The organism is Amycolatopsis sp. NPDC059027 (assembly GCF_042739735.1).
Lineage (GTDB): Bacteria > Actinomycetota > Actinomycetes > Mycobacteriales > Pseudonocardiaceae > Amycolatopsis.
Genome location: NZ_JBHYIK010000024.1, coordinates 11,233 through 34,317 on the forward strand (window position 1 = coordinate 11,233; position 23,085 = coordinate 34,317).

28 protein-coding genes are annotated in these 23,085 nt (G+C 68.5%); 9 read left to right on the forward strand and 19 right to left on the reverse strand.

Translation table 11 applies throughout. From position 1 onward, the window contains the following. Positions 1-232 precede the first annotated feature (232 nt). Entirely contained in the window at positions 233-1,468 is a 1,236-nt protein-coding gene (locus ACFWY9_RS18325) for a cytochrome P450 (RefSeq protein ID WP_378330829.1), read from the forward strand. A gap of 3 nt (positions 1,469-1,471) precedes the next feature. Here the strand turns inward: ACFWY9_RS18325 and ACFWY9_RS18330 are convergent, their stop codons facing one another. The 3 genes from ACFWY9_RS18330 to ACFWY9_RS18340 all read right to left on the reverse strand — a co-directional run bounded on the left by ACFWY9_RS18330 (position 1,472) and on the right by ACFWY9_RS18340 (position 3,776). Then, entirely contained in the window at positions 1,472-2,611 is a 1,140-nt protein-coding gene (locus ACFWY9_RS18330; protein ID WP_378330830.1) for an FAD-dependent oxidoreductase, read from the reverse strand. A 101-nt stretch (positions 2,612-2,712) separates the two neighbouring features. Continuing rightward, positions 2,713-3,405: a class I SAM-dependent methyltransferase gene (locus tag ACFWY9_RS18335; RefSeq protein ID WP_378330855.1), complete on the reverse strand. Its 693-nt coding sequence runs from the start codon at positions 3,403-3,405 to the stop codon at positions 2,713-2,715. A gap of 26 nt (positions 3,406-3,431) precedes the next feature. Continuing rightward, positions 3,432-3,776 carry an MmcQ/YjbR family DNA-binding protein gene (locus ACFWY9_RS18340; protein WP_378330831.1) on the reverse strand — a complete coding sequence of 115 codons (345 nt, stop codon included), beginning with the start codon at positions 3,774-3,776 and terminating at the stop codon, positions 3,432-3,434. 83 nt (positions 3,777-3,859) lie between these two features. On the opposite strand from ACFWY9_RS18340, the gene ACFWY9_RS18345 reads away from it, so the two are divergent. Continuing rightward, entirely contained in the window at positions 3,860-4,597 is a 738-nt protein-coding gene (locus ACFWY9_RS18345; protein WP_378330832.1) for a class I SAM-dependent DNA methyltransferase, read from the forward strand. On the opposite strand, the gene arsM is transcribed toward ACFWY9_RS18345, so the two are convergent. The 5 genes from arsM to ACFWY9_RS18370 are packed head-to-tail and all read right to left on the reverse strand — an operon-like array spanning position 4,594 to position 7,576. Continuing rightward, entirely contained in the window at positions 4,594-5,343 is a 750-nt protein-coding gene (gene arsM / locus ACFWY9_RS18350) for an arsenite methyltransferase (protein WP_378330833.1), read from the reverse strand. The two genes, ACFWY9_RS18345 and arsM, sit on opposite strands and share 4 nt — an antisense overlap. Beyond that, positions 5,340-5,672, reverse strand: coding sequence for an ArsR/SmtB family transcription factor (locus ACFWY9_RS18355; protein ID WP_378330834.1), 333 nt, complete (start codon positions 5,670-5,672; stop codon positions 5,340-5,342). The genes arsM and ACFWY9_RS18355 overlap by 4 nt, the downstream gene beginning before the upstream one ends. Before the next feature lie 58 nt (positions 5,673-5,730). Then, entirely contained in the window at positions 5,731-6,132 is a 402-nt protein-coding gene (locus ACFWY9_RS18360; RefSeq protein ID WP_378330835.1) for an arsenate reductase ArsC, read from the reverse strand. Beyond that, positions 6,129-7,211 (reverse strand): ACR3 family arsenite efflux transporter, encoded by a 1,083-nt coding sequence (arsB, locus tag ACFWY9_RS18365; RefSeq protein ID WP_378330836.1) that lies wholly within the window; start codon positions 7,209-7,211, stop codon positions 6,129-6,131. The genes ACFWY9_RS18360 and arsB overlap by 4 nt, the downstream gene beginning before the upstream one ends. After that, positions 7,208-7,576 (reverse strand): metalloregulator ArsR/SmtB family transcription factor, encoded by a 369-nt coding sequence (locus ACFWY9_RS18370; protein WP_378330837.1) that lies wholly within the window; start codon positions 7,574-7,576, stop codon positions 7,208-7,210. Before ACFWY9_RS18370 ends, arsB begins: the two co-directional genes overlap by 4 nt. Before the next feature lie 82 nt (positions 7,577-7,658). Between ACFWY9_RS18370 and ACFWY9_RS18375 the strand changes: the two genes are divergently transcribed. Then, complete coding sequence (locus ACFWY9_RS18375) at positions 7,659-8,099, forward strand: ArsI/CadI family heavy metal resistance metalloenzyme (RefSeq protein ID WP_378330838.1); 441 nt, start codon at positions 7,659-7,661, stop codon at positions 8,097-8,099. A gap of 194 nt (positions 8,100-8,293) precedes the next feature. On the opposite strand, the gene ACFWY9_RS18380 is transcribed toward ACFWY9_RS18375, so the two are convergent. Together ACFWY9_RS18380 and ACFWY9_RS18385 are read right to left on the reverse strand one after the other, a co-directional pair. After that, positions 8,294-8,497 (reverse strand): DUF397 domain-containing protein, encoded by a 204-nt coding sequence (locus ACFWY9_RS18380; RefSeq protein WP_378330839.1) that lies wholly within the window; start codon positions 8,495-8,497, stop codon positions 8,294-8,296. Between the two features lie 5 nt (positions 8,498-8,502). Next, entirely contained in the window at positions 8,503-9,411 is a 909-nt protein-coding gene (locus ACFWY9_RS18385) for a helix-turn-helix domain-containing protein (protein ID WP_378339320.1), read from the reverse strand. 182 nt (positions 9,412-9,593) lie between these two features. Between ACFWY9_RS18385 and ACFWY9_RS18390 the strand changes: the two genes are divergently transcribed. From ACFWY9_RS18390 to ACFWY9_RS18400, 3 genes are read left to right on the forward strand one after another with little or no spacing between them, the layout of a single operon-like run. Next, the gene (locus ACFWY9_RS18390; protein WP_378330841.1) at positions 9,594-9,863 is read left to right on the forward strand and encodes a hypothetical protein; all 270 of its coding nucleotides are present in this window, start codon (positions 9,594-9,596) and stop codon (positions 9,861-9,863) included. A 1-nt stretch (position 9,864) separates the two neighbouring features. Then, complete coding sequence (locus ACFWY9_RS18395) at positions 9,865-10,104, forward strand: hypothetical protein (protein ID WP_378330842.1); 240 nt, start codon at positions 9,865-9,867, stop codon at positions 10,102-10,104. Between the two features lie 19 nt (positions 10,105-10,123). Next, entirely contained in the window at positions 10,124-10,567 is a 444-nt protein-coding gene (locus ACFWY9_RS18400) for an Imm1 family immunity protein (RefSeq protein WP_378330843.1), read from the forward strand. Positions 10,568-10,665: 98 nt separating this feature from the next. On the opposite strand, the gene ACFWY9_RS18405 is transcribed toward ACFWY9_RS18400, so the two are convergent. Genes ACFWY9_RS18405 through ACFWY9_RS18435 form a run of 7 tightly spaced genes read right to left on the reverse strand, consistent with a single transcriptional unit; the run spans position 10,666 to position 17,160 of the window. Further along, a complete protein-coding gene (locus ACFWY9_RS18405) occupies positions 10,666-11,112 on the reverse strand; it encodes a metal-sulfur cluster assembly factor (protein ID WP_378330844.1) in 447 nt (148 codons plus the stop codon). Continuing rightward, positions 11,109-11,558 (reverse strand): Fe-S cluster assembly sulfur transfer protein SufU, encoded by a 450-nt coding sequence (gene sufU, locus ACFWY9_RS18410; protein ID WP_378330856.1) that lies wholly within the window; start codon positions 11,556-11,558, stop codon positions 11,109-11,111. Before sufU ends, ACFWY9_RS18405 begins: the two co-directional genes overlap by 4 nt. A 2-nt stretch (positions 11,559-11,560) precedes the next feature. Beyond that, positions 11,561-12,847 (reverse strand): cysteine desulfurase, encoded by a 1,287-nt coding sequence (locus ACFWY9_RS18415; RefSeq protein WP_378339321.1) that lies wholly within the window; start codon positions 12,845-12,847, stop codon positions 11,561-11,563. Between the two features lie 50 nt (positions 12,848-12,897). Next, a complete protein-coding gene (sufC, locus tag ACFWY9_RS18420) occupies positions 12,898-13,665 on the reverse strand; it encodes a Fe-S cluster assembly ATPase SufC (RefSeq protein WP_378330846.1) in 768 nt (255 codons plus the stop codon). A gap of 35 nt (positions 13,666-13,700) precedes the next feature. Beyond that, the gene (gene sufD / locus ACFWY9_RS18425) at positions 13,701-14,870 is read right to left on the reverse strand and encodes a Fe-S cluster assembly protein SufD (RefSeq protein WP_378330847.1); all 1,170 of its coding nucleotides are present in this window, start codon (positions 14,868-14,870) and stop codon (positions 13,701-13,703) included. Between the two features lie 2 nt (positions 14,871-14,872). Continuing rightward, the gene (gene sufB / locus ACFWY9_RS18430) at positions 14,873-16,321 is read right to left on the reverse strand and encodes a Fe-S cluster assembly protein SufB (RefSeq protein WP_378339322.1); all 1,449 of its coding nucleotides are present in this window, start codon (positions 16,319-16,321) and stop codon (positions 14,873-14,875) included. Next, a complete protein-coding gene (locus tag ACFWY9_RS18435) occupies positions 16,318-17,160 on the reverse strand; it encodes a helix-turn-helix transcriptional regulator (RefSeq protein ID WP_378330849.1) in 843 nt (280 codons plus the stop codon). The genes sufB and ACFWY9_RS18435 overlap by 4 nt, the downstream gene beginning before the upstream one ends. A gap of 158 nt (positions 17,161-17,318) precedes the next feature. Here ACFWY9_RS18435 and mptB point away from each other — a divergent pair, with 158 nt between their 5' ends. After that, entirely contained in the window at positions 17,319-18,938 is a 1,620-nt protein-coding gene (gene mptB, locus ACFWY9_RS18440; protein WP_378339375.1) for a polyprenol phosphomannose-dependent alpha 1,6 mannosyltransferase MptB, read from the forward strand. 37 nt (positions 18,939-18,975) lie between these two features. On the opposite strand, the gene ACFWY9_RS18445 is transcribed toward mptB, so the two are convergent. Then, a complete protein-coding gene (locus ACFWY9_RS18445) occupies positions 18,976-20,166 on the reverse strand; it encodes an RNA-guided endonuclease InsQ/TnpB family protein (protein WP_378339323.1) in 1,191 nt (396 codons plus the stop codon). Positions 20,167-20,308: 142 nt separating this feature from the next. On the opposite strand from ACFWY9_RS18445, the gene ACFWY9_RS18450 reads away from it, so the two are divergent. Both ACFWY9_RS18450 and ACFWY9_RS18455 read left to right on the forward strand, forming a co-directional pair. Then, positions 20,309-21,235, forward strand: a complete 927-nt coding sequence (locus tag ACFWY9_RS18450; RefSeq protein ID WP_378339324.1) for an ABC transporter ATP-binding protein — start codon at positions 20,309-20,311, stop codon at positions 21,233-21,235. A 76-nt stretch (positions 21,236-21,311) separates the two neighbouring features. After that, positions 21,312-22,097: an ABC transporter permease gene (locus tag ACFWY9_RS18455; RefSeq protein ID WP_378330852.1), complete on the forward strand. Its 786-nt coding sequence runs from the start codon at positions 21,312-21,314 to the stop codon at positions 22,095-22,097. A 67-nt stretch (positions 22,098-22,164) separates the two neighbouring features. Here ACFWY9_RS18455 and ACFWY9_RS18460 read toward each other — a convergent pair whose 3' ends face one another. Beyond that, complete coding sequence (locus ACFWY9_RS18460) at positions 22,165-23,046, reverse strand: phosphotransferase enzyme family protein (protein ID WP_378339325.1); 882 nt, start codon at positions 23,044-23,046, stop codon at positions 22,165-22,167. Positions 23,047-23,085 lie beyond the last annotated feature (39 nt).

Below are 23,085 nucleotides of genomic sequence, written 5' to 3' on the forward strand. Positions count from 1 at the left end.
GGCCCCCCCCTAGCTCACACCACTCAACCCCCCGCGGCCGGCCCGCGCCCCCCCCGCGCCCCCCCGCACCAGCGGATCACGGACCGTCTGCCGCCCGAAGTGACACGGCGACGCCAGCCGGTCAGGCTTTCCCGATACTTTCCGTAGTTGTACCCGTTCAGCGAATAGCCCGCGTGGCGAGTCCGCTGGCACGCTGAGGTTTCGTGCCACTCCCGTGAAAAGGAGAGCTCCGGTGCCCCAGCCTCTCGCGCTGAACCCGAACGGCCACGACATCCACGCCGAGAACCAGCGGCTGCGCGAACACGGTCCCCTCGCCAGGGTGGAACTGCCGGGCGGGGTGACGGCGTGGTCGGTGACGAACTACGAACTGCTGCGCGGCCTGCTCAACGATCCTCGCGTGTCCAAGGACGCACGACAGCACTGGCCCGCGCTGGCCGACGTCGGCCAGGACTGGCCGTTGCTCGTGTGGGTCTCGGTACGGAACATGTTCACCGCCTACGGCGCCGACCACAAACGGCTGCGTTCGCTCGTGACACAAGCATTCACCGCGCGCCGGATCGCCACGCTGCGGCCCGCGATCACCGAGATCGTCACCGACCGGCTGGCCGCGATCGCGGCCCTGCCCGCGGGTGAACCCGTCGACCTGCGCGAGAATTTCGCCTACCCGGTGCCCATCGAGGTGATCTGCCGGCTGTTCGGGGTGCCGGACTCGGCACGCACCGGACTGCGCCACGCCGTCGACCTCTTCTTCCGGACCACGGCAAGCCAGGAGGCGGTACTGGCGGCGTACCAGGACATCCACACGATCATCAGCGAACTCGTCGAGGCCAAGCGCGCGACCCCCGGCGAGGATCTCACCACCGCGCTCATCGCCGCGCACAACCAGGACGACGGCGCCCGGCTGGACGAGACCGAACTGATCGACACCCTGATCCTGTTCATCTCGGCCGGTCACGAAACCACCGTGAACCTCCTCGACCAGGCCATCACCGCCCTGCTCACCCATCCCGGCCAGCTCGCCCTGCTCCGCACCGGGCAGATCGGCTGGCCGGACGCGATCGAAGAAACGTTGCGCTGGCAGGCGCCTGTCGCACACCTGCCGCTGCGGTACGCCGTCGAGGACATCGACGTCGCAGGCGTCGTCATCCGGCAGGGCGAGGCGATTCTGGCGGGCTACGCCGCCGCCGGCCGGGATCCGGCGCTGCACGGGCAGAACGCCGACGAGTTCGACGTCGGCCGGGCGGACAAAACGCACGTCGCGTTCGGCTACGGCGTGCACTACTGCATCGGCGCGCCCCTCGCCCGGCTGGAGGCGGCGATCGCCCTGCCGGCACTGTTCGAGCGGTTCCCGGACATGACCTTCGCGGTCGCTCCGGGCGAACTGCGGCACCTGGACTCGTTCATCTCCAACGGACATCGAGCATTGCCCGTTCTGCTGAACGGCCACCACCCGCCCACCGCACCGTGAGCGTCAGCTCGCGTTCGCCGTGAGCGCGGTGATCATGAGCTGGGCGATGTCCTCACCCTTCGCGCCGGAGAGCATCTCCTCGAACTCGGCGCCCTGAGTGGCGATTTCGGTGCTGCGAGGGAACAGGCCCCGCTCGTACTCGGTGAGCGCGGCCTCGACGTCGCCGGGGTGTGCGGCGAGGGCCTGCCCGAGTTCGGCGCCGTCGAGCATGGCCAGGTTGGCGCCTTCGCCGTTCGGGGCGGTGAGGTGGGCGGCGTCGCCGACCAGGGTCACGCCAGGCACCCGCTCCCATCGGTGCTCGATCGGCAGCGTGTAGTGCGGGCGCAGGATCGGCGCGGTGTCACCGTCGGTGATCAGCGCGGTGAGTTCCGGGGCCCAGCCCTCGAACTCCCGCGCGACCCGTGCGGCGGACGCGGCGGGATCGGTGAAATCGATGGCGGCGAACCACTCCTGCGGCCTGACGAGCGTCACGTAGGTGTGCACGGTTTCGCCCTTTTCCCGGTGCGCCTGGATTCCCTTGCCCGGCGCGGGCGAGCCCATCGACCCGCCACCGACCGCTTTCGCGGTGGCCGGGTGCCGGGTGTCCACTTCGTACAGATAGGTCTCGACGAACGATGTGCCGGTGTATTCGGGTGTCGCGCCGGACAGCAGCGGCCGGACCTTCGACCACGCGCCGTCGGCGCCGACCAGCAGACTCGTGACAATGGTTGTGCCATCAGCGAAACTCACCTCGTGACGGCCCCCATCGAGGGCGCGGACGCCGTCGACCTTGTGTCCCCAATGGACAGTCCCCGCGGGAAGTGAGTCGAGCAGCAGCTGCCGCAGTTCGCCGCGCTGCACCTCGGGACGTCCACCCGTGCCGTCGTCGGCCTTGTCGAACAGGACGGTCCCGTCCCGATCGAGGATCCGCAGTTGCTGACGGCCCTCCAGGATCAGGGCACGGAACTCGTCCGTCAGCCCCGCGGCCTCGACGGCGATTTGGCCGTTGTAGTCGTGGATGTCGAGCATCCCGCCCTGCGCCCGCGCGGTCGGTGAGGGCTCCGCCTCGTGGACCGTCGCCGGGATTCCGTTGACGCGCAGGACGCGGGCGAGCGTGAGACCGCCGAGTCCGGCGCCGACGATCGTGACAGGCTCCTGTGCCATGCCGCTTTCCTCTCCGTGCTGTTTCACTGCGACACGGAAAGACTGACGCGGGTCGCTGGCATGAGACGCACACAGCGCTGGCACTGGCCTGATACCTGGTATCAGGGAAGCGGACGAGCTTTCAGCCACAGGAACAACGGGAACCTGGCCCAGTGTTCGAGGTGCTGCCGCCCATCCCGGATGTCCGCGGCGGGCTCTTTGACCGAAGTGATCGCGAGACCGGCGGACTCCAGCGCACCGGCATAGGCTTCGAGCGGCTGCGCCCAGCCGGCGAACTTCATGGTCAGCCCGCGGTCCTCGACCTTCGTCTCGAAGCGGCGCCGATCGAAGTACGTCACCTGATCCTTGACGAGTTCGAGGTCCGCCAACGGATGCACGACGGAGACGAACAGCGTGCCGTCCTCGCGTAGCACCCGTTTCATTTCCTTGACCGCGGCGGGAACGTCCGCCACGTCCATCAGCATGTTGTAGGACACGACCAGCGCGAAACGCCCGTCCTCGAACGGCAGCTCACCGGCGGACGCGACGACGTAGTCCTGAGCGGACCGCGCCTCTTCCGCGGCGCTGAGCAGTTCGGCGACCGGATCGACCGCCGTCACCGTGTAACCGCGGGAAGTCAGCACGCGGGAAACCCGCCCCTCACCGCAGCCGACGTCGAGCGCGTCACCGCTGCCCGTGCCGAGGTACTCCGTCAGCGCGTCGCGATAGGCCCAGAAGGCGTCGTGGTCCGGCTCCCGCGCCCATGCCACCCATTCCGCGGCGACGCGAGACCAATGTTCCTTCTCCGCCAACATTTTCTCCACGAAGGTCTCCTCGGTCGCTACCAGGGAAGCGGCGTCTCGGCGACCAGGTCCTCCGGGGCGGACAGCCGCCAGGCCTCGTAGACCAGCTCGGACAGTTCGTCGATCTCGATCCCGGCGAGGTGGACGACCACCCAGCCGAACCCGCCCGCGGTGAACTGCTCCTCGAAGACGTCCGGCCGCTCGGACACCAATGCCCGTTGTTCGGAAATCGTCTGTTTCAGGCCGACGGTCTCCGTCCGCGGCCAGTAGTACCCGAACCGCTTGCCGCGCACGCTGAACGACGTGTAGTCGCGGCCCTTCCCCCGCTCCACATCGGCCAGCGCGTCCACCAGCCGCTGGAACTCGCCACTTCGCACGCTCACCGGAACCCCCAAATCGACGCGTCCCAGCGTAGCGCCGTCAAAATCGGTGGACGGCGCGGGCGGGCGCGGCGAGGGTGGACGACATGAAGCAGGAGGAGATCTGGGACGCCGGCACCGCGCGACGCTACGACACCCCGGGCACCGGGATGTTCGCGCCCGAGGTACTGGGGCCGACCGTGGACCGCCTCGCCGCACTCGCGGGTGACGGCCCCGCGCTCGAATTCGCCATCGGCACCGGCCGGGTCGCCGTCCCGCTCGCCGCGCGCGGAGTGTCCGTCACCGGTATCGAACTGTCCCGGGCGATGCTCGACCAGCTCCGCACCAAGGCGGACGAGAAGACGATCCCGGTGATCGTCGGGGACATGGCCACAGCCACCGCCGCGGGCAAGTACACGCTCGTCTACCTGGTCTACAACACGATCTCCAACCTGCTCACCCAGGCCGAGCAGGTCGCCTGTTTCCGCAACGCCGCGCGCCATCTCGTGCCGGGCGGCCGGTTCGTGATCGAACTCGGCGTCCCCGACCTGCGGAAGCTCCCGCCGGGCCAGGACGCCGTGGTCTTCCACTCCGAACCCGGCTACCTCGGCGTGGACACCTACGACGTGCTGCACCAGCATCTCGTCTCGCACCACGTCGAATTCGGCGAGGGCGGGCAAGCCCGGCTGGGCCGCAGCCCGCACCGCTACATCTGGCCCGCCGAACTCGATCTCATGGGGCAGCTGGCCGGTTTCGAGCTGGAGAGCAGGCACGCGGACTGGTCCGGGGTGGAATTCACCGGCGACTCCCCATCCCACGTCTCCGTCTACCGCGTGCCCGCCTAAGCCGGTTGTCCTGCCGTGGTGGCGCGGATGATCGCGGAGTGCAGCTTGTCGCCGACGGCGTGGGTGACCCGGATGTCGATCCCGACCAACCCGGCGGCGCGTAGCAGGGTGCGATAGCCGGTGGCGGTGAGGGCTCCGGCGAGGCATTCGACGGCGTCGGCGCGACGGGCGCGTTCGGTGTCGGTGAGGGTGTCGTCGGCGATGATGTCGGTGATGCCGAGCCGTCCGCCGGGGCGTAGGACGCGGGCGATTTCGGCGAAGACGGCGGGCTTGTCGGCCGACAACGCGATGACGCAGTTGGAGATCACCACGTCGACGGAGTGGTCCGGGAGCGGGATGTTCTCGATGGCACCCTTGCGAAACTCGACGTTGGCGATACCCGCTTCGGCGGCGTGGCGACGAGCGAGGGTGAGCATCTCGTCGGTCATGTCGAGCCCGATGGCCCGCCCAGTCGGCCCGACGCGGCGCGCCGAGAGCAGAACGTCGAGCCCGCCACCGGACCCGAGGTCGAGCACGGTGTCGCCGGGGCGGAGGTCGGCGACGGCGAGCGGGTTGCCACACCCGAGACTGGCCGCCACCGCGTTCTCCGGCACCGCGTCGGCGTCCTCGGCGTAGTGGACCGCGCCGAGCTGGTCGGCGTCGTGCGGGTCGGTGATGAGGCCGGTGCCCTCGCCCGCGAGCGCGTGCCGCGCGGCGGTGGCGTAGCGGTCGCGGACGGCGTCTTGGTGCTCCTGATGTCCGGTCATGACGCGGCCTCGCAGGCCACATCGGTGAAGGCGACGGCCTGGCGGCCCATGACGACGTCCGCCGCGGTGGGGAAACAGGACAAGCAGCGCTGGTTGACCCGATACAACCGCGCGGTACCGCGGGCTTCGGCGAGCACGAACCGCGCCTCGGTGAGGATCTTCAGATGCGCCGACACCGTGGACTGCCCGACGGCGACCTGCTCGACCACCTCCCCGACCGTCATCGGAGCCTTGGTGGCGGCCAGGAGATTGAGGATCTGCACCCTCGTCGGGTCCGCGAGTGCGCGGAACCACCCGGCGTAGGTCTCGGCGGTGGCACGGTCCAGCATGCTCTCTCCTTTCATCGTCTATCGACGATAGACGATGAAAGGAGAGAGCGGAAGAAGGTCAGGCGGGAACGAGTTCGGCAAGCAGGGCCCGGACACGGCGGTCGATTTCGTCCCGGATGGGGCGGACGGCGTCGATGGTCTTTCCGGCGGGGTCGTCGAGTTGCCAGTCGAGGTAGCGCTTGCCGGGGAAGACGGGGCAGGCGTCGCCGCAGCCCATGGTGATCACGACGTCGGCGGCCTCGACCGCCTCGGTGGTCAGGGGTTTGGGGAATTCCCGGGTCAGGTCGACACCGAGTTCGTCCATCACCGCCACGACGGCGGGGTTGATGGTGTCGGCGGGCGCGGATCCGGCGGAGCGGACCACAACCTTGCCGCCCCCGTGATGGTGCAGCAGGGCGGCGGCCATCTGGGAGCGTCCGGCGTTGTGGACGCAGACGAACAGCACTTCCGGGGTTTTCACGCGGGAACCTCCGTGGCAGGAGTGAAGCGCCGTCGCAGGGCAAGGGAGACGTAGACGAGTGTGACGAGGACGGGGACCTCGATGAGCGGGCCGACGACCCCGGCCAGCGCTTGGCCGCTGGCGGCACCGAAGGTGGCGATCGCGACGGCGATGGCGAGCTCGAAGTTGTTGCCCGCAGCGGTGAACGCCAGCGTCGTCGTCCGCTCGTACGACAACCCGATCGCCTTGCCCAGTGCGTACGATCCGGCCCACATCAGTCCGAAGTAGACCAACAGCGGCAGCGCGATCCGCGCGACGTCCAGTGGCCGTCCGGTGATCTGATCCCCTTGCAGGGCAAAGAGAATCACGATGGTGAACAGCAGTCCGTAGAGCGCGACCGGCCCGACCTTCGGCAGGAACCGGGTCTCATACCAGGCACGGCCCTTGCCGCGTTCGCCGAGACGGCGGGACAGGTAGCCCGCGGCCAGCGGGATACCGAGGAAGATCAGCACACTCTTGGCGATCTGCCACCCGGACACGGCGAGGCCGGTTTGTTCGAGACCGAGCCAGCCGGGCAGCACCGCGAGGTAGAACCAGCCGAGTACGCCGAACATGATCACCTGGAACACCGAGTTCAGCGCCACCAGCACGGCGGCGGCCTCGCGGTCGCCGCAGGCCAGGTCGTTCCAGATGATCACCATCGCGATGCAGCGCGCGAGCCCGACGATGATCAGCCCGGTCCGGTACTCGGGCAGATCGGGCAGCAGCAGCCACGCGAGCGCGAACATCAGTGCCGGGCCGATCAGCCAGTTCAGCAGCAGCGACGGCCACAGCAGGCGCCGGTCGGCGGTCACTGTACCGAGCCGGTCGTAGCGGACCTTCGCCAGCACCGGGTACATCATCACCAGCAACCCGAGCGCGATCGGCAGCGAGATCCCGTCCACCGACACCGCGTTCAGCACCCCGCCGAGGCCGGGGATCCACCGTCCGGCCAGCAATCCGGCCACCATCGCCACGGCGATCCACACCGGTAGAAGCCGGTCCACTGTGGACAGCTTGCCCGCCACTGCCGACGCCTGGCTGTTCTCGGTGGTGGTCACGCCGACACCACCTCGGCCGCGTCCCCTGGCACCAGCACGGCCGAAAGGCGGGCCAGGACCTCCGGGTGCACGCGGTAGTAAACCCAGGTGCCGCGCCGCTCGCCGTCGATCAGCCCGGACTCGCGCAGCACCTTCAGATGATGGGAGATCGTCGGGCCGGTCAGCTCGAACGCGTCGGTCAGGTCGCACACGCAGGCTTCCCCGCCCGCGTGCGAAGCGATCAGCGACAGCAACCGCAGGCGGACCGGGTCGGCCATCGCCTTGAACAGCCTCGCCAGCTCCACCGACTGCTCCTCGGACAGCGGATCACGCGCCAGCGGGGAGCAGCAGGCGTCCATCGCGGCGATCGGCAGTTGCTTCGACATGCCTCTATCTTGACAGACATCTACATAGACAGCAATCTAAGTCGCATCCTGTTTCGACAATCATCTATCCAAGGAGGATGGGATGTCCCGGGTACAGCTCGCCCTGCGCGTCGGCGACTTGGAAGGCTCGATCGCCTTCTACACCAAGCTTTTCGGCACCGAGCCCGCGAAACGGCGCCCCGGCTACGCCAACTTCGCCATCACCGAGCCCGCACTCAAGCTCGTGTTACTGGAAGGCGAGCCCGGCCAGGCCACCGTCATGGACCACCTCGGCGTCGAAGTCGAATCCATCGACGAGGTCAACGCCGCCAGCCGGCGCCTCACCGGCGAAGGACTCGACACCCTCACCGAAGACGACACCACCTGCTGCTACGCCGTGCAGGACAAGGTCTGGGTCCACGGCCCCGGCCAGGAACCCTGGGAGGTCTACACCGTCAAAGCCGACTCGGCCAGCTTCGGTACCGACAGCACCGCGGCCGCCACCCCGGCCACCTGCTGTCAGCCCGCAGGCTGCGGCGCCTGAACGAGCGCGTTCGCTTCCGAGAGTCGCGGGAGATGAACACGCTGTAACCAAGGTGGACTGGCGGCGGGGGTGATCCCGTACGCTTCCCCGAGGCCGCCACCGGGTCCGGCGGCCCACACGAAGAAGCGGCCTCTCGCAAGGTCCTGAGCCAAGGCGAGAGGCCGCTTCTGCGTGTTCGAATCCTTTTAGGACTGTCAGAAATCTTCCGTCTTCACGACAGTCAGCAATCCGTTCCAGCCGGAGGCATCGACCGCGAGCACAGGGCTCCGGTCCCCCAGCTTCGAGTCACGAACAGCCATCCCGTCGCCAGGAAGGCCTGCCACCTCGACACACTCACCGTGGCCGTTGCTGTAGCTGCTCTTTCGCCAATGCAGCCCGGCGAAATCTGGGGCGAACATAGTCGCTACTCCTCGCTCTCACGCGCCCGCCTGGCTCGGATCTCCTTGATCCGCTCGACGGTCGCTTCCGGGTCCAGCGCGTCTGTCACCAAGCGCTTGAAGTTCACGATATACGCCTCGGCCTCGGATTCCGCCTCGATATAGAGACCCTCACTCAGGTTGTCCAGGTAGACGGCGGCCACATCGCCGTGGCCGAACTCGATCAAGTGGTACGCCGAGCCGAAACCCGGAAATTCGCCCGTCTCCCTGCCGATGAGCTTCTTGGGGATGAGCTGAAGCTTGACCGTGGGCAGCGCCGCCATGGCGACCAGGTGGTCGAGCTGCCGCAGCATAGCGTCCAAGCCGCCGACATACTGCTCCAGCGCGGACTCGTGCATCAATGCGTGCAGCTCCAACGGATTGCCCTTGTCCGTGAGCCTCGCCTGCCGCCGCTGGCGAACCTTGCTGCGCTCGTCGACCAATGCCTCATTCGGCTCCGACATCCACGAACGAACCAGCGCAGTGGAGTAGTCGGCGGTCTGCAACAAACCCGGCACCAAGGTCATCTGCATGTTACTGACCTTGGATGCCTCGGCTTCCGTCTCGACGAAGTCAGTCATGTCTCCACCGAGTGCATCGCCGCTATACGACGTCCACCAGGCCGACCCTTCATCGCCTTTGCGGGCGTACGCGACGACGCGGTCTCGTTCGGCCTCGTCCACGCGCAGCAGAGTGGCGATCGCGATGATCTCGGCCACCGGCGCGGGTTTCTTCGCCGTGAGGAACAGGTTCAGCTTGGCGGGCGACCAGCCCAGCAGCTTCGCGAGCGCGGCCTGGTTCGTCTTCGGGGTGGCGTTGGCCAGCCAGCCTCGCAGGTAGCGCGCGACGCGGCGCTGTCGCACGTTGAGCTTCGACTCGCCGGACCTGTCGTCCACCTTGACCTCCCTGTTCGAGCCGAGCGACCGCCTCATCCGTCCGGGTGAAGTCGCGCGGCTCGCTAAATATTTAGCGCCATCCTATGTAAATATTCACGCACAGGATACCTCAATACGCCCGGCGAGCCTAACGGTCCGTGCCCGCCACACTTCGGAGAGGTACGTCCAGAAGGGAGGCCCCCGTGGTCGCGTTGCCATCCGGCGCCCTGCCAGCGGGCACGACGTCGATCCCGTGCGACAACGCGATGGGCAAGCCGGGCTCGATCAAGATCTTCACCGAGCACACCCAAGTGCTCCTGATCGCTCCGCCCGGCGAAACAGCACAGCTCACGGCCCAGACGGCGCGCACCGTCGCGCACGCGCTCATGCGCCACGCCGGTCACGCGGACGGCGTCACCTGGCGGACGAGTCGCGGGAATCGCTCAGCACACCAGAACGCAAAGGAGAGTTGACATGTGGCTTACTCGGGGAATCGCGGTCACTTCGTGGGTCAACCTGGATTCGTCCTGCGAAATCACGCCGAAAGTGTTCGGGGACGAACTTCAGGTCGAATTCGGTTCGCGGGCCGCCTCGCTGGGCCTGCACATCACGGAAGACATGGTGGACAAGCTCCTGACCGTCTTCACCGACGCCAAGACCCGCTTCCGCGAACTGGACGAGGAAACCGACAACGAACCGCAGAACGTGGGGTGACGGCAGCACCGATGTTCTCGTGAGCGAAACCGTGGTCACGTTAGAAGTCTGGTACAACCAGGAGCCGGACAACGACTACAGCGAGGGCGAGCCAGCGATCCTCGTCACCACTCCCGAAGAGCTGGACGCACTTATCGCGCGGGTACAAACCGACACCAAAGACGTTGCTGTGCCGTCAATGGTGGAGTGCTCTGTCGCCGGGGACCCGAAACAAGGTGTGTTCGACATGGGTGTCGGCGTGGAGAAGAGCTTTGTCATCTTCATGGCGCCGGACGCAGTACGAACACAAGGTGGCAGCACGCCTGGCGAGTACGTCGCCTATGACTACATGGCGCACGTACGGGAAATCCCGGCCGACTGTGAAGTGCCGATGGACGAGGTACGGAGGGTGGCGGGGGAATTCCTGAGCACCGGAAAGGTGCCAGCAGGCCTGACGCCCACCGCGCCAGCGCCGGAAAACTGACCGGCGGGCCGCCGAACCGCGCGAGATGCCCGAATGCCGTTAAGGCCACCTTACGGGCGTCTGACGCCCGTAAGGTGGCCTTAACGGCACGACGCAAGCTAGACGGTGAAGCCGAGGGCGCGCAGTTGTTCGCGGCCGTCCTCGGTGATCTTCTCCGGGCCCCACGGCGGCATCCAGACCCAGTTGATCCGGAAGTCGCTGACCAGCCCGCCGGACGTCAGCGCCGAGGCGGTCTGGTCCTCGATGACGTCGGTCAGCGGGCAGGCCGCCGAGGTCAGCGTCATGTCGATGGTCGCGGTGTTGTCGGTCTCGACCCGGATGTCGTAGACGAGGCCGAGGTCGACGACGTTGATGCCCAGCTCGGGGTCGACGACGTCCCGCATCGCCTCCTCGACGTCCTCGACCTTGGCGACGTCGGCGGCGGGGGCCGCCTGCTCCGGCAGATCGGCGGCGGTGCGGCCCTCGCGGTGTTCGGGGGTCTCGGTGACCGTGGTGGTCGTCTCGGGGGTCTGGGGGTCGCCCCCAGAAGGTACAGCAGTCGTCATGCCGTTTCAGCTCCACTGGTGGTTCGGGCTACCGCGTCCTTGAAGGCCATCCAGCCGAGCAACGCGCATTTGACCCGCGCCGGATACTTCGCGACACCCGCGAAGGCGACGCCGTCCTCCAGCACGTCCTCGTCCGGTTCGACCTTGCCCTTGCCCTGCATCAGTTCCACGAAGGCGTCCATGGTGGTGAACGCCTCCTCCACAGTGTGCCCCACGACGAGATCCGTCAACACCGAGGTCGAGGCCTGGCTGATCGAGCAGCCCTGGCCCTCGTAGGAGATGTCGGCGACCTTCCCGTCGTCGAGCTTGACGCGCAGCGTGACCTCGTCGCCGCAGGTCGGGTTGACCTGGAACGACTCGGCGTCGAACGGTTCGCGCAGGCCGCGCCCGTGCGGGTTCTTGTAGTGGTCCAGGATGATCTCCTGGTACATGCTCTCCAGGTTCATGGTCACGCGACCCCGAAGAACTTCTGCGCCTCGCCGACACCCGCCACCAGGGCGTCCACTTCGGACAGTGTGTTGTAGAGGTAGAACGAGGCACGCACGGTCGCCTGCGCCCCGCAGGCCCGGTGCAGCGGCCACGCGCAGTGGTGCCCGACCCGGACCGCGATGCCGAGGCTGTCCAGCACCTGACCGGCGTCGTGCGGGTGCACGCCGTCGATCTCGAACGCGATCGTGGCGCCGCGGCTCTCCAGATCCGCCGGCCCGACGATCCGCACGCCCGGGATCGCGCTCAGTCCGGCCAGCGCGCGCTCGGCGAGCACGTGCTCGTGCGCCGCGACGCGGTCCATGCCGATGGCCGAGAGGTAGTCGACGGCCGCGCCGAGCCCGATGGCCTGCGAGGTCATCGGCACGCCGGCCTCGAACCGCTGCGGCGGCGGGGCGAACGTCGTGCCCTCCATCTTGACCAGCTCGATCATCGAGCCACCGGTGAGGAACGGCGGCATCGCGGCGAGCAGCTCCTGGCGTCCATATAGGACACCGATGCCGGACGGGCCGAGCATCTTGTGCCCGGAGAACACCGCGAAGTCGACGCCGAGCGCGTGGAAGTCCACGGGGAAGTGCGGCACCGACTGACAGGCGTCCAGCACGGTGAACGCGCCGACGGCCTTGGCCTTCTCCACGAGCAGCGAGACCGGGTTGACCGTACCGAGCACATTGGACTGGTGCGCGAACGCGACCACCTTGGTGCGCGGCGTGATCAGCTCGTCCACATCGGACAGATCCAGCCTGCCCTCGGCGGTCACCTTGAACCACTTCAGCGTGGCCCCGGTCCGCTGGCAGAGCTGCTGCCACGGCACGAGGTTCGCGTGGTGTTCCATCTCGGTGATGACGATCTCGTCACCCGGGCCGACGACGAAGCGCGCGGCCTCGGGACCGGCCGTAGCGGCGTTGCCCATCGAGTAGGCGACGAGGTTGATGCCCTCGGTGGCGTTCTTGGTGAACACCAGTTCCTCCGGCTCCGCCCCGACGAACTCCGCGATCCGCGCGCGGGCGGATTCGTAGGCGTCGGTGGCTTCCTCGGAGAGCTGGTGCGCGCCGCGGTGCACGGCCGCGTTCGACGTCTCGACGTAGTGCCGTTCGGCGTCGAGAACCTGTGTCGGCCGTTGCGAGGTCGCCCCGGAGTCCAGATACACCAACGGTTTCCCGTCACGCACGGTGCGCGACAGGATCGGGAAGTCGGCGCGCAGCGCCGTCACGTCCAAGGGGACAGAGCTGGCCGAGGTGGTGGTCATCGGCTCGACTCCTCTCGGTGTAGTCAGGGCTTCCGGGGCGAACGCGGGTGTCAGACGGCGGCTTCGGCCTTGCCGACGTACTTGACGTAGCCGTTCTCCTCCAGCTCGTCGGCCAGCTCCCTGCCACCCGACTCGACGATCTTGCCGCCGGCGAAGACGTGCACGAAGTCGGGGGTGATGTGCTTGAGGATGCGGGTGTAGTGCGTGATCAGCATGACGCCGACCTCGCTCGAAGCCTTGTAGTCGTTGACACCCTGCGAGACGACCCGCAGCGCGTCGACGTCGAGGCCCGAGTCGGTCTCGTCGAGGATCGCGAACTTCGGCTTGAGCAGCGCCAGCTGCAGGATCTCGTGGCGCTTCTTCTCACCGCCGGAGAAGCCCTCGTTGACCGAGCGCTCGGCGAACTCCTGCGAGATCTCGAGCTTGCCCATCTCCTCCTTGACCTCCTTGACCCAGTGGCGCAGCTTGGGGGCCTCGCCACGGACCGCGGTGGCCGCGGTGCGCAGGAAGTTGGACATGGACACGCCCGGCACCTCGACCGGGTACTGCATCGCGAGGAACAGGCCCGCGCGGGCGCGCTCGTCGACACTCATCTCCAGCACGTCCTCACCGTCGAGCAGGACCTGCCCGGAGGTGACCTCGTACTTGGGGTGCCCGGCGATCGCGTAGGACAGCGTCGACTTGCCCGAGCCGTTGGGGCCCATGATCGCGTGCGTCTCACCGGAGCGGATGGTCAGGTTGACGCCCTTGAGGATCTCCTTGGCACCCTCGTCGGTGGTCACCGACGCGTGCAGATCCTTGATTTCCAGCGTTGCCATTTCTTTCCTAAAAGTCTGTTGTGGACGGACGGGCGTCAGGCGCCGACTGCTTCGAGTTCGGCCTCGATCGCGGCTTCGAGGCGCTCGCGCACCTCGGGGACGTCGATCTTGACCAGGATCTCGTGGAAGAACCCGCGCACGACCAGCCGCCGCGCCGCCTCTTCCCCGATTCCGCGCGACTGCAGGTAGAACAACTGCTCGTCGTCGAACCTTCCCGTCGCGCTCGCGTGCCCGGCGCCCTCGATCTCGCCGGTCTCGATCTCCAGGTTCGGCACCGAGTCCGCGCGGGCCCCCGGCGTCAGCACCAGGTTGCGGTTGAGCTCGTAGGTGTCGGTCGCCTCGGCGGCCGCGCGGATGAGCACGTCCCCGATCCACACCGTGTGCGCGTCGTCGCCCTGCAGCGCGCCCTTGTACATCACGCGGGACTTGCAGTTGGCGACCGCGTGGTCCACGAACAGGCGGTGTTCCTGGTGCTGGCCCTTGTCCGCGAAGTACAGGCCGAGCATCTCGACGTCGCCGCCCTTGTCCGCGAAAGTCGCGGTGGGCGAGACCCGGACCAGGTCGCCGCCGAGGGTGATGACGATGTGCTTGAGCGTGGCGTCGCGGCCGAGCTTGAGGTGCTGTTCGGACACGTGCACCGCGTCGTCGGCCCAGTCCTGGACGCTGACCACGGTGATCTTCGCGCCGTCGCCGATGACGAACTCGACGTTGTCCGCGTAGGTGCCGGAGCCGACGTGGTCGAGCACGACGACGGCCTCGGCGAACGCCTCGGCGCGGACCTGCAGGTGCCCGTAGGCGACCTTGCCCTCGCCGGGGCCGTGGATCCGCAGCACGGACGGCTTCGACGCCTGCGTCTCCTTCGGCGCGGTGACGATCGTGGCCTTGGCGAAGGAGGAGTACGCCTGCGCGGCGATCCGGTCGCTCGGCACGCCGGCCTCGCCAAGCCTCGCGTCGTCACGGCCGGCGGTCTCGATCTTCAGCTCGGGCGCCGCTTCGACGTCCAGGGTGATCTCACCCGAGGCGGCCGCACCGTCGTGCAGGCCGCGCAGCCGCTTCATCGGGGTGAAGCGCCAGTTCTCCTCACGACCGCCGGGAACCTCGAAGGCCTCGACGTCGTAGGAGGTGAACCGCTCCGCGCGGGAGGTCGCCGGGACGACGACCCCCTCACGCATCGCGGAGGAAACGTTGTTCTCGGTAACGGGCATGACTAGCCGACGGACCCTTCCATCTGGAGCTCGATCAGGCGGTTCAGCTCGAGCGCGTACTCCATCGGCAGCTCGCGCGCGATGGGCTCGACGAACCCGCGCACGATCATCGCCATGGCCTCGGCCTCGTCGAGACCGCGGGACATCAGGTAGAACAGCTGCTCTTCGCTGACCTTCGACACCGTCGCCTCGTGGCCCATCGACACCTCGTCGTTGCGGATGTCCACGTACGGGTAGGTGTCCGACCGCGAGATCGTGTCGACCAGCAGCGCGTCACAGACGACGCTGGACCGCGAGTGGTGGGCCCGCTTCGCGACCTTGACCAGGCCGCGGTAGGAGGTCCGGCCGCCGCCGCGTGCCACCGACTTCGACACGATGGTCGAGGAGGTGTACGGCGCGAGGTGCTCCATCTTCGCGCCCGCGTCCTGGTGCTGGCCCTCGCCCGCGAACGCGACCGACAGGACCTCGCCCTTGGCGTGCTCGCCCATGAGGAACACCGACGGGTACTTCATCGTCACCTTGGAACCGATGTTGCCGTCGATCCATTCCATGGTCGCGCCCTCTTCGCACTTGGCGCGCTTGGTGACCAGGTTGTAGACGTTGTTCGACCAGTTCTGGATGGTCGTGTAGCGGCAGCGGGCACCCTTCTTGACGATGATCTCCACGACCGCCGAGTGCAGCGAGTCGGACTGGTAGATCGGCGCCGTGCAGCCCTCGACGTAGTGCACGTAGGCGTCTTCGTCGACGATGATCAGGGTCCGCTCGAACTGGCCCATGTTCTCGGTGTTGATCCGGAAGTAGGCCTGCAGCGGGATCTCCACGTGCACGCCCTTCGGCACGTAGATGAACGAGCCGCCGGACCACACCGCGGTGTTCAGCGCGGAGAACTTGTTGTCCCCGGCCGGGATCACGGAGCCGAAGTACTCCTGGAAGATCTCCGGGTGCTCCTTGAGCGCGGTGTCGGTGTCCAGGAACAGCACGCCCTGCTCCTCCAGGTCCTCGCGGATCTGGTGGTAGACGACCTCGGACTCGTACTGCGCCGCGACACCGGCGACGAGGCGCTGCTTCTCCGCCTCGGGGATGCCGAGCTTGTCGTAGGTGTTCTTGATGTCCTCGGGCAGGTCCTCCCAGGAGGTCGCCTGCTTCTCCGTGGACCGCACGAAGTACTTGATGTTGTCGAAGTCGATCCCGGAGAGGTCCGCGCCCCAGTTGGGCATGGGCTTCTTCTCGAAGAGCTTGAGCGCCTTCAGTCGCGCTTCGCGCATCCACTCCGGCTCGGACTTCTTCGAGGAGATGTCGGTGACGACGTCCTCGTTCAGCCCGCGACGGGCGCTGGCGCCCGCCTCGTCGGAGTCCGCCCAGCCGAACGCGTACTTGCCAAGGGACTCGATGGTCTCTTCCTGGCTCAGTGGCGCGGTGGTGGGAGTGCGCTGCTCGGCAGCGGCAGTCATGCGGGTTTCCCTCCATTCGGGATCCGTGCTTTACGTCCGGTCGGCGGTGGGACCGCCCCCGGACGCTCTGTGCTCCCCGGCTCTTGTGGTGCCGGGCTACCCGCCGTGGCGACGGGTACGTGTGTGGTGCACGCGTTGTCACCGCGCGCGATGGTCGCCAGCCGCTGCACGTGCGTGCCGAGCAGCCGGGCGAACGCCTCGGTCTCGGCCTCGCACAGCTGCGGGAACTCCGCGGCGACATGGGCGACTGGACAATGGTGCTGGCAGAGCTGTGCCCCGACATGTGCGGCGGGCGCGCCGGGAACGCCGACCTGACGGGTCGACGCAGCGTAGCCCTCCCTGGTCAGGGCGGTCGCGAGGGCCTCGGCCCGCGCCGCGGGGTCGTCCTCGCCGGCGATCGCCTTGCGGTGCGGCTCGACGAGCGAGGCGACGCGACGCTCAGCGAAGGCGCGTACGGCGTCCTCGCCCGCGTGCTCGGCGAGGAACCGGATGGCCGACACGGCAAGGTCGTCGTAGGCGTGCCCGAAGCGGGCTCGACCGGCCTCGGTGAGCAGGAACAGCTTCGCCGGACGGCCCCGTCCGCGAGGCCCGCGGCGCGGCGCGTCCCGCGTCTCGGCTTCGCCATCCGCGAGAAGCGCGTCGAGATGGCGGCGGATCGCCGTCGGGCTGATCCCGAGCTGCTCGGCGACCGTCACCGCGGTCATCGGGCCCTGCTCGAGCAGCAGCCGGGCGACCTCGTGCCGGGTCCGGCCCTCGGCGCTGACCTGCACGGGAACAGGGGGAACCCCGGCGGAGTACGTGTCGTCACCCACCTGCTCACCCGCTCCCGTCTTTTTCACAACACAAGTGTGTCTTATTTCCTCCGGGACTTCAAAGGCGGGGTGTGTGGCAGTGACCCGAGTCACCCTCAAGTCGAGTCGATACGCTTCGTGGCGTGGCAGTCGGCGAGCACCCCGCGCAGCGGGACCCTGGGGAAGACACGGCCCGCGGCGACGGTATTCCGGTGACGACCCTCCCGGACGTGCCCTCGCCCGTCGGCCCGCTCGAACCGGAGCCCCTTGACCAGCGCGAACGGCGCGGCCTGGACGTCGTGCGACGGTTCGGCACGGTCGGCGCGCTCTTCCTGGCGCTCGGCTCGCTCGGCGCGGGCGCGGCACCGGTGCTCAACCCGGTGCAGGAGATCCCGGTCCTGCGGCTGTTCACCCGCATTCCGACGGTGTCGCTCGCGATCGCCTTCGCCGGCATGGGCATCCTGGTGATCAGCTGGCTGATGCTCGGCCGGTTCGCCCGGCCGGACCGCGCGCGCCTGGCGAGCCAGGCCCAGCTCGCCCGTACGATCGCGATGTGGGTGGCGCCGCTGCTGGTCATCCCGCCGCTGTTCTCCCGCGACGTCTACAGCTACCTCGCGCAGAGCGAGATCGTGCACCGCGGGATGGACCCGTACACACTCGGCCCCGCGCAGGCGCTCGGCGTCGCCGACCCGCTCACCGCGGGGGTGTCGAACATGTGGCGCGAGACGCCCGCGCCGTACGGGCCGCTGGACCTGCGCCTCGGCGGCTGGCTGGCGCCGCTCGCGGGCAACAACATCGTGTTCGGCGTGCTGCTGCAGCGCGGGCTGGCGCTGATCGGCGTGGTGCTGATCATCTGGGCGCTGCCAAGGCTGGCGCGGCGCTTCGGCGTCCAGCCCGCGACGGCGCTGTGGCTGGGCGCGGCGAACCCGTTGCTGATCTTCCACTTCATCGCCGGTGCCCACAACGACTCGCTCGCCATCGGGCTCATGGTCGCCGGGCTGGAGGTCGGCATCCGGCGGCTGCCGGTGCGGATCAAGGGCGACAGTCCCCCGCCGCTGGCCAAGGGGGAACTGCTGTTCATCGGCCTCGGCGTGGCCGTCATCACGCTCGGGGTCGCGGTGAAGGCGCTGCCCGTGGTCGCGCTGCCGTTCCTGACGGTGATGGTCGCGCGGCGCTGGCACGGCCGGATCAAGGACCTCGTGCTGGCCGCGCTGCCGATGGCGGCGCTGTTCGGCGTCCTCCTCGTGGTGGTGTGCGAAGGCACCGGGCTCGGCTTCGGCTGGATCGGCACCACGTTCAACACCCCGGGGCTGGTCCGCAGCTGGATCTCCCCCACCGCCGAGCTCGCCCAGCTCGACGGCGTCCTGGGCATCACGCTCGGCCTGGGCAACCACACCAACGCGCTGGTGCCGATCTTCGGCACCCTCGGCTTCATCGTCGCGGGCCTGATCACCGTCAAGTTCCTGTGGGACAGCTTCAAATGGCGCTACCGCCCGATCATCGGCCTCGGCGTCGCGCTGGGCGCGGTGACGATCCTGCAGATCAACCTGCAGCCGTGGTACGTGCTGTGGGCGGTGATCCCGCTGGCCGCGGCGGCCGGGACGTCGCGGTTCCGGATCGTCGCGACGGTGATCAGCGCGGGCCTGCCGTTCCTGCTGCCTCCGACCGGCAGCACCTTCGACGGCCGTTCGTACGTGCTGCCGTGGGCGTACGGCGCGGCGATCCTCGTCGTCCTCACCGGACTGGCGATCGTGCGCAGGCAGTCGCCGCTTCTGCTGTCGAGACCGTCCCCCAAGCTTTCCGCGAGCGCCGAGGCCGTATCTTGACGCCCTCTCCCGTATGAAACGGGAGATTTCAACCCTTCTACGCAACCGGCGAGGAGGTAGCGGGTCGAGGTTCACGCTTCACGGACCGGCTGATGCCGAGGTCTCCGCGTGCTGTCACCGTCCGTCCGGCGGCGATGTTGATAGCCGCGTTCACGTCCGCGTTGGCCTGGTGCCCGCAGGCTGTGCACCGGAAAACCGCTTGGCTCTTGCGATTTTCCGGCGCACAGTGCCCGCAGGCCGCGCAGGTTTGGGACGTGTACGCGGCGGGAATCTTTTCCACCCTGCCCGGAGCCTTGCACTCCAAGCGGGCAACGAGCATGCCCCAGGCGTTTGCGAGGATCGCCCGGTTCAAACCAGCTTTTTGTCGAACCTGGCTACCCGGCTGCTTCGCGGTTCCCCTTGCAGACCTGGTCATGCTCCTGATCACCAGGTCTTCGACGCGGATCCGGTCGAAGCGGCGGGCAAGCTCTGCGGAGATCTTCTCCACCCAGTCCTTCCGCCGATCCTTCGCCCTGGCGGCCATGCGGGCGATCGCCGTCTTCACCTTGCGGCGACGGTTCGAGCCCCGCTTCGCACGGGCCAGACGGCGTCGCAACCACAGAAGCCGCTCTTTCTCACCTGGGGTCAAGGTGTGTGCGTGGAACAGCTCCCCGGTCGACAAGGCGACCGACACCGCTACACCCCGGTCGACGCCGACCAGCTCGCCGTTGCGGGGCGCAGGCACGGGAGTGGGGACAGCAGCGAACGCGACGTGCCGGCGGCCCGCCTGGTCCCGGCCGATCCGGTATGACTTCACCCCCTCGGGCACAGTGCGGGACCAGCGGAACCGGACCCATCCGACCTTCGGCACCCACACCTGGCCATGTCGGCGGTTCACCCGCCGCACGTGCTCCGGCTTTACCGCGACCTGCCGGAAACCTTCACGCACACCGGCCTTGCGCCAGCCGGGCCGTCCATGGGTCCCGCCGAAGAAGTTCCGCACGGCCTGCGCGAAATCCCGCAACGCCTGCTGCTGAACCGTCGCCGATCCCGCCCGCAACCACGCGAATTCCGCACGAGCTTCGGTCAACTGGCGGCACTGCTCGGCAAATCCCGGAGCTGACACGCGTCCTCCCTGCCAGTGGGCATGCTGTTCGACGGCAAGATTCCACACATAACGGGCGTGACGACAATGCTCGAGCAGCCCGACCACCTGGTCAGACGTGGGCACAAGCCGGTAACGGGACATGCACAGCAAGTTATCCAAGGGGCCGACAATGCGCGAAACCCACCGCGAGCACGGCACAGTGGCCGCCCACCACCGTCGTTGCCGCGCTCCCTCCCCGCCCCTGGGAACGAGGCATCAACGCTACGGAATACCATGAGTAGTTGTGAGTGCCCCCGCCGTCGAGATCACCGGCCTGGTGAAGCGTTACGGTCCCACCACCGCCGTCGACGGTCTCGACCTGCGGATGGAACGTGGGTCCGTGCTCGCACTGCTGGGCCCCAACGGGGCGGGCAAGACCACCACCGTCGAGATCTGCGAAGGCTTCCTGCGTCCTGACGCCGGTTCCGTGCGCGTCCTCGGCCTCGACCCCGCCCGCGAGTCGGCGGCGCTGCGGCCCCGCGTCGGCGTCATGCCCCAGGGCGGTGGCGCGTATCCGGGCGTCCGGGCAGGCGAGATGCTGCGGCTCGTCGCGTCGTGCGCGGCGAACCCGCTCGACCCGGCCTGGCTGCTGGACGTCCTCGGCCTCGCCGCCGCGCGGCGGACGCCGTTCAAGCGGCTCTCCGGCGGGCAGCAGCAACGCCTTTCGCTGGCGTGCGCGCTGATCGGGCGGCCGGAGCTGGTGTTCCTCGACGAGCCGACCGCCGGGATGGACCCGCAGGCGCGGCGCCTGGTGTGGGACCTGCTGCAGGCGCTGCGCGCCGACGGCGTGAGCGTGCTGCTCACCACGCACCTCATGGAGGAGGCCGAAACACTGGCCGATTCCGTCGTGATCGTCGACCACGGCAAGGTCGTCCTCGCCGGTTCGCCGCAGACGCTGACGGTGGAGAACGGCGAAGCCGCGCAGCTGCGGTTCAAGGCGCGGACGCGGCTCGACACCGCGCTGCTGAGCGCCGCGCTGCCCGAGGGGTACGCGGTCCGCGAGTCCTCGCCGGGCACGTATCTGGTCGAGGGCGCCGTCGATCCGCAGGTGGTGTCCGCGGTGACGTCGTGGTGCGCGCAGCAGGGCGTGCTGCCGGAGGAACTGCAGGTGGGGCGGCGGACGCTGGAAGAAGTCTTCCTGGAGCTGACCGGACGGGAGCTGCGCGCATGAGCGACGCTTGCGAGCGAATCATGGATATCATGCGCCAAAAGGGATCGAACACTGTCTCGCGAAGCGAGTCGATCGCATGATGACTTTCCCCGCCGGTACGTTCACTCCCGCACCGGGCCGCGGCTCGCTCGGCCACATGCTGCGCACCCACGCGCGCGTCGAGGCGAGCCTGACGCTGCGGCACGGTGAGCAGATCCTGCTGACCCTGCTGATCCCGCTGGCGCTGCTGATCGGGTTGTCGCTGCTGAACATCCTCCCGGCGGCCCAGCTCGGTTCGACGTCCAAAGTGGACTGGATGACGCCGCGCGTGCTGGCGCTGGCGGTGATGTCCTCGGCGTTCACCGGCCAGGCGATCGCGTTGGGCTTCGACCGGCGATACGGCGTCCTGAAACGGCTTTCCGCGACGGCGCTGCCGCGCTGGCTGCTGGTCGCCGGCCGGGTCGTGGCGGCGCTGGTCGTGGTGGCACTGCAGTCGGTGATCATCGGCGTGGTGGCCTTGCTGCTCGGCTGGTCGCCGTCGGGTGCCGGGGTTTTCGCGGCCGTGGTGCTGCTGTTCTTCGGGACGCTGGCGTTCGGCGCGCTGGGCGTGCTGCTCGGCGGCGCGCTGCGGGCCGAGGCGGTGCTGGCGCTGGCCAACATCGTGTGGTTCGTGCTGCTGCTGGCGGGCGGGATCCTGCTGGCGCCGTCGACGATGCCGTCCGGCGTCGGGGTGATCGTCTCGCTGCTGCCCTCGGGCGCGCTGGCGGAGGGCCTGCGGGCGGCACTGGTGGACGGGACGTTCGCCTGGGGACCGCTGGGCGTGCTCGTGGTATGGGCCGTGGTGGCGGGCGCCGTAGCGAGCCGCACCACCCGCCTCACCTGACGCTCCCGTTCTCCCCCTCGCCCCAAGCGCCCCAATGTGGCGTTCGTCCGGCGAGCAGCGGGGCCGCTCAGAGCACGGAGTCCAGCAGGGTCGCCAGTTCGGTGACGCGCCGGATCGATTCCGGCGCTCGTTCGGCGTCGGGTGCCTCGGACAGGAAGACCAGCGCCAGCATCACCGCGGCGTCCAACCGGAGCAGCAGTTCCTCGGGATCGGACAGTTCGGGCAGCGGCCGGACCGCCGCGTAGCCGGCGAGGAACGCGTCTGCGGGCTTCTCGTTCTCCAGGATGCGGTACAGGTCGAGAGCCGCGGGGCCGATGAGCGCGTTCGACCAGTCGACGAACGCGAGCAGCCGCCCGTCCCGTGCCCGCAGGTTGCTGCCCCGCACATCGAGGTGCAGCAGGCTGGGGCCGAACCGGTCGAGGCCCCGCGCGATCTCGGCGAGGCGCTCCTCGGCGGGCAGGCCGGGCAGGTCCGGCACCAGTTTCGCCGCCTCGGCCCAGCGGCGGGTGATCCGGCGGCCGAGCAGCAGCGGCGTCGGCAGGTTCTCCTGGGCCACGGGTGTGATCGGCGGTGGGGACGCCGCGTGCAGCCTCGCCACGCCACGGCCGACCTCCGCCGGATCGGGTTCCCGGCCGTCGGCGTCGACGTAGCCGGTCAGCAGCGCGATCCTGCCGTCGGCCCGCAGCAGCCGATGGGCGACCGGGACCGGGACGTCGCCGCCCGCGAGGTAGGTCAGGATCGCCCATTCCTGTTCCAGCAGGGCTTCGGCGGAGACGTGCGGGTCGTTGACGTTGCGGTAGACGGTCTCCTTGGGGACCCGCAGGGCGACCGTGCCGTGTTCCGGCGATTCGGCCCGGTACACCGCGAACTCCAGCCCCTCGCCAGCCAGCGACACGTCCCGTAGTTTCGCCGCTTCGAGGAACGGCAGCACCGCATCGTCCAGCTCCACCGATCCCCCCTCTGGCCGACGGTCGTGGATCACCCGGGT

Bases quoted from the DNA above. Each gene is read 5' to 3' on its own strand.
- ACFWY9_RS18330 (WP_378330830.1), bottom strand. From the start codon at position 2,611: ATGGCACAGGAGCCTGTCACGATCGTCGGCGCCGGACTCGGCGGTCTC.
- ACFWY9_RS18335 (WP_378330855.1), bottom strand. From the start codon at position 3,405: ATGTTGGCGGAGAAGGAACATTGGTCTCGCGTCGCCGCGGAATGGGTG.
- ACFWY9_RS18345 (WP_378330832.1), top strand. From the start codon at position 3,860: ATGAAGCAGGAGGAGATCTGGGACGCCGGCACCGCGCGACGCTACGAC.
- arsM (WP_378330833.1), bottom strand. From the start codon at position 5,343: ATGACCGGACATCAGGAGCACCAAGACGCCGTCCGCGACCGCTACGCC.
- ACFWY9_RS18355 (WP_378330834.1), bottom strand. From the start codon at position 5,672: ATGCTGGACCGTGCCACCGCCGAGACCTACGCCGGGTGGTTCCGCGCA.
- ACFWY9_RS18370 (WP_378330837.1), bottom strand. From the start codon at position 7,576: ATGTCGAAGCAACTGCCGATCGCCGCGATGGACGCCTGCTGCTCCCCG.
- ACFWY9_RS18375 (WP_378330838.1), top strand. From the start codon at position 7,659: ATGTCCCGGGTACAGCTCGCCCTGCGCGTCGGCGACTTGGAAGGCTCG.
- ACFWY9_RS18380 (WP_378330839.1), bottom strand. From the start codon at position 8,497: ATGTTCGCCCCAGATTTCGCCGGGCTGCATTGGCGAAAGAGCAGCTAC.
- ACFWY9_RS18395 (WP_378330842.1), top strand. From the start codon at position 9,865: ATGTGGCTTACTCGGGGAATCGCGGTCACTTCGTGGGTCAACCTGGAT.
- ACFWY9_RS18405 (WP_378330844.1), bottom strand. From the start codon at position 11,112: ATGACGACTGCTGTACCTTCTGGGGGCGACCCCCAGACCCCCGAGACG.
- sufU (WP_378330856.1), bottom strand. From the start codon at position 11,558: ATGAACCTGGAGAGCATGTACCAGGAGATCATCCTGGACCACTACAAG.
- ACFWY9_RS18415 (WP_378339321.1), bottom strand. From the start codon at position 12,847: ATGACCACCACCTCGGCCAGCTCTGTCCCCTTGGACGTGACGGCGCTG.
- sufC (WP_378330846.1), bottom strand. From the start codon at position 13,665: ATGGCAACGCTGGAAATCAAGGATCTGCACGCGTCGGTGACCACCGAC.
- sufD (WP_378330847.1), bottom strand. From the start codon at position 14,870: ATGCCCGTTACCGAGAACAACGTTTCCTCCGCGATGCGTGAGGGGGTC.
- sufB (WP_378339322.1), bottom strand. From the start codon at position 16,321: ATGACTGCCGCTGCCGAGCAGCGCACTCCCACCACCGCGCCACTGAGC.
- ACFWY9_RS18445 (WP_378339323.1), bottom strand. From the start codon at position 20,166: ATGTCCCGTTACCGGCTTGTGCCCACGTCTGACCAGGTGGTCGGGCTG.
- ACFWY9_RS18455 (WP_378330852.1), top strand. From the start codon at position 21,312: ATGATGACTTTCCCCGCCGGTACGTTCACTCCCGCACCGGGCCGCGGC.